A 4,363-nucleotide genomic window follows, 5' to 3' on the forward strand; every position below is an offset into this window, starting at 1 on the left:
GCCGAACCCCGCACCACCGCCAACACCCGATGACCACGACGCCGCGCATCCGACAAACGCTCCAGCACCACCACCCCCACACCCTCGGACCAGCCGGCGCCGTCCGCGGAGTCGGAGAATGCCTTGCAGCGGCTGTCGGGCGACAGGGCGCCCTGGCGGGAGAACTCGACGAAGGCGGTGGGAGTGGCCATCACGGTGACGCCACCGGCGACGGCGAGCGAGCACTCGCCCGAGCGCAGCGCCTGTGCCGCCCAGTGCATGGCGACGAGGGACGATGAACACGCCGTGTCCACCGTCACCGCCGGACCCTCGAACCCGAACGTGTACGACACTCGGCCCGACGCGATGCTGCCGGCGCTGCCGTTCCCCCGGTAGCCCTCGTACTGGTCGCCGGTCAGGATGCTGCCGTAGTCGTTGTACATGACGCCGGCGAAGACACCGGTCTGGCTGCCCCGCAGCGACACCGGGTCGATCCCGGCACGCTCGATGGCCTCCCACGTCGTCTCCAGCAGCAACCGCTGCTGCGCGTCCGTGGCCACCGCCTCCCGAGGACTCATCCCGAAGAACTCCGGATCGAACTCGGCCGCGTCATGCAGGAAACCGCCCGAGCGCGTGTACGACGTACCCGCCACCCCACGGTCCGGGTTGTAGAGCGACTCCACATCCCAGCCACGGTCCGACGGGAACTCCGAGACCGCGTCCACACCCTCCGACACGACACGCCACAGATCCTCGGGCGAAGCCACCCCACCCGGGTAACGGCACGCCATCCCGACGATCACCACCGGATCGTCCGCCACCGACGGCAACGCCGACACCGGCACCACCGCCGCCGCCTCCGTACCGAGAACACCGTCCAGCAGATGACCGGCCAGGAGCATGGCCGTCGGGTAGTCGAAGACCACCGTCGCCGGCAGCCGCAGCCCCGTCGCCTTGCCCAGCCGGTTACGCAGCTCCACCGCCGTCAGCGAATCGAAGCCCAGATCCTGGAAAGCCCGGTCGGGCTGAACGGTCTGCGCACCGGAGTGACCGAGAACGACCGCGACCTGACCACGCACCAAATCCAGCATCACCTCGCGGCGCTCGGCCTCTCCCAGCGCGCTGAGCCGTGCTGCCAGGCCCGAAGCTGTGGCGGAACCTGCCGCCGCGACGCTCCGGCGAGCAGGGGTCCGGATCAGGCTCCGCAGCAACGGCGGAACCTCGCCTCCGGCCCGGAGCGCCGGGAAGTCGAGGCGTACGGGGAGAACGACCGGCTCGCCCGAGGTCAGGGCCGCGTCGAACAACGCCGTGCCCTGCTCCGCCGTGACCGCCGGCAGACCCGAGCGCGCGATACGCCGCCGGTCCGTCTCCGACAGTCCCTCCGTCATCCCCGCTTCCTGCGACCACGGCCCCCACACCAGGGAGGCGGCGGGCAGACCCAGCGAGCGACGGTGGCGGGCCAGGGCGTCGAGGTAGGCGTTGCCCGCCGCGTAGGCGGCCTGGCCCGCGCTGCCGAACGTCCCCGCCACCGAGGAGAAGAGGACGAAGGCGTCCAGGTCGAGGTCCTTGGTCGCCTCGTGCAGGTTCCACGCCCCGTCCACCTTCGGGCGCAGCACACCCGCCAGACGCTCGGGTGTCAGCGACTCCACGGTTCCGTCGTCGAGCACACCGGCCGAATGCACGACCGCACCCACCGCGTGCCGTGACAGCAAGTCCGCGACCGCACCCGGATCCGCGACGTCACAGGCCTCGACCGACACACGCGCGCCGGCCTCGGACAACTCCGCGACCAGTTCCTCGACCCCCGCAGCGGCCGGACCACGCCGACTCACCAGCAACAGCTCACGAACCCCGTGCTCCACCACGAGATGCCGGGCCACAACCCGCCCCACACCACCCGTACCACCGGTCACCAGCACCGGACCACGGCCCCACTCCGGACCCGCGTCCCCGTCCGCGACCACACGAGCCAGCCGCGGCACCCGCACCTCGCCGTCAACGACGACCGCCTCCGGCTCCTCCGACGCCACAGCAGCCACCACCGACGCGGCGTCCACGCCACCCCGCACGTCGAGCAGACCGAAACGGCCCGGATGCTCGGACACCGCCGACCGCACCAAGCCCCGCACAGCGGCGGCGGACAGGTCAGCTGCATCCTCGGCGCCACGGGTGACGAACACCAGGCGCGACTCGGCGAACCGCTCCTCCGCCAGCCAGGAACGGATCAACTCCAGTGCCCGGGCCGCAGCGCCGTGCACGGAAGCGGCCACCTCAGCACCATCGGCGAACGCGCCGACGTCGGCCAGCACCGTCCCCGGCACCTCATCAGCACCGGCCAGGTCCGCCAGATCCGCGAACGCCACGAACCCGTCACCCGGCAGGCCCGCGAGCGCCGCCGTCTCGACCGTGCCCAGGACGCCCACCGGGCCCAGCCCGGTATCACCGTCCACGGGCCGGGCCGACATCCACTGCACCTGGAACAAGGAGTCGCGGCCGGCGGCGTCGAGCTGCCCGGCTGCCAGCGGACGTACGGTCAGGGACTCCACCGAGGCCACGGGGGCGCCGGCGGTGTCGGCCAGTTCCAGGGCCATGGTGCCGTCGGCGTCACGGGTGAGCCGAACGCGCAGGGCGGAAGCGCCCGAGGCGTGCAGGCGCACTCCGCCCCAGGAGAACGGAACCCCGCCGCGACCGTCGTCGTCGATGGCGAAGGCGTGCAATGCGGCGTCGAAGAGCGCCGGGTGCAGTCCGAAGGCGTCACCGTCGGTCCCGTCCGCCAGAGCGACCTCGGCGAACAGCTCGTCGCCGCGTCGCCAGGCGGCGCGCAGTCCCTGGAAGGACGGCCCGTAGTGGAATCCGGCTTCGGCGAGCCGCTCGTAGCAGTCGCTCACATCGACCGGCGCGGCGTCCTGCGGGGGCCAGACCGAGGCGTCGAAGCCGGTGGGCGTGCCGCTTCCGGGCGCCAGGTCTCCGGTGGCATGGAGGGTCCACGGGGCCCCGGTCGCGTTCTCGGCGCGCGCGTGCACGCCGAAGGAGCACCGACCGTCCTCGTCGGGTGCGCCCACCCTGACCTGTATGTGGATGCCGCCGCGTTCGGGCAGCACCAGCGGGGCGGACAGGGTCAGGTCCTCGACCACGTCGCAGCCGACCTCGTCGGCGGCCCGGACGGCCAGTTCGAGCAGGGCCGTGCCCGGCACCAGTACGGCACCCTGGACCATGTGGTCGGCCAACCACGGATGTGACTGTGTCGACAGCCGACCGGTGAGGACGACGCCGTCCGCACCCTCGGTACCGGCGAGTTCGACGGCGGCGCCCAGGAGCGGGTGCCCGGCGGCGCCTAGACCTGCGGAGCACATGTCCCCGGCCCGCGTCGACGCGCCGTCCGGCCAGTAGCGCTGGCGCTGGAAGGCGTAGGTCGGCAGGTCGACGGCACGGGCGCCGGTGCCGGCGAGGACGGCGGCCCAGTCGACGGCCAGACCAGTGGTGTGCAGCCGGCCGAGTGCGGCCAGCGCGGTGCTCTCCTCGTCACGGTCCTTGCGCAGCAACGGGACCAGGACCGCGTCCTCACCCGCACTCTCCCGCGCCATGCCGCTCAGCACACCGTCCGGACCCAGCTCCACGAACCGCGACACACCCTGCTCCACCAGGGCCCGCACACCGTCATCGAAACGCACGGCCTCACGGACATGACGCACCCAGTACTCGGGGTCCTGCACCTGTCCCGGTTCCGCCAGAGCACCGCTCACGTTGGAGACGACGGGGATACGTGGGCGCTCGTAGGACAGAGCCTCCACGACCTGGCGGAAGGCGTGGAGCATCGGCTCCATCAACGGCGAGTGGAACGCGTGCGAAACCCGCAGCCGGCTGACCCGCCGTCCCAGCTGCCGGAACGCCTCGGCAACCGCCTCGACAGCCTCCTCCACACCGGAGACAACAACCGACGACGGGCCGTTGACCGCAGCGACCGACACACCCCCAAGAGCTCCCAGCCGCTCGAGCACCTCCGCCTCGGCAGCCTCCACCGCCACCATCGCACCCCCGGCCGGAAGCTCCCCCATCAACCGGCCACGAGCCGCCACCAACACACAAGCATCCGCGAGTGAGAACACCCCGGCCACATGCGCCGCCGCCACCTCACCGACCGAATGCCCGGCCACCAAGTCGGGAGTGACACCCCACGACTCCACCAGACGGAACAACGCCACCTCGACGGCGAACAACCCCGCCTGAGCGAACTCCGTCCGATGCAACAACTCGACGTCCTCGCCCCACACCACCTCACGCAGCGGACACTCCAAGAGCCCGTCCAAGCCCGCACACACGGCATCGAACGCCTCCGCGAACACCGGGAACCGCGCATACAGCTCACGCCCCATACCGAGCCGCT

Annotated in this window: 1 protein-coding gene; it reads right to left on the reverse strand. The window is 71.7% G+C overall.

The features are described from left to right. Positions 1 to 4,363, reverse strand: a 4,363-nt coding sequence (locus ACZ4V1_RS35780; RefSeq protein WP_468345324.1) for an SDR family NAD(P)-dependent oxidoreductase, incomplete at both ends; no start/stop codon positions are given.

Source organism: Streptomyces sp. NPDC028991 (assembly GCF_055564775.1).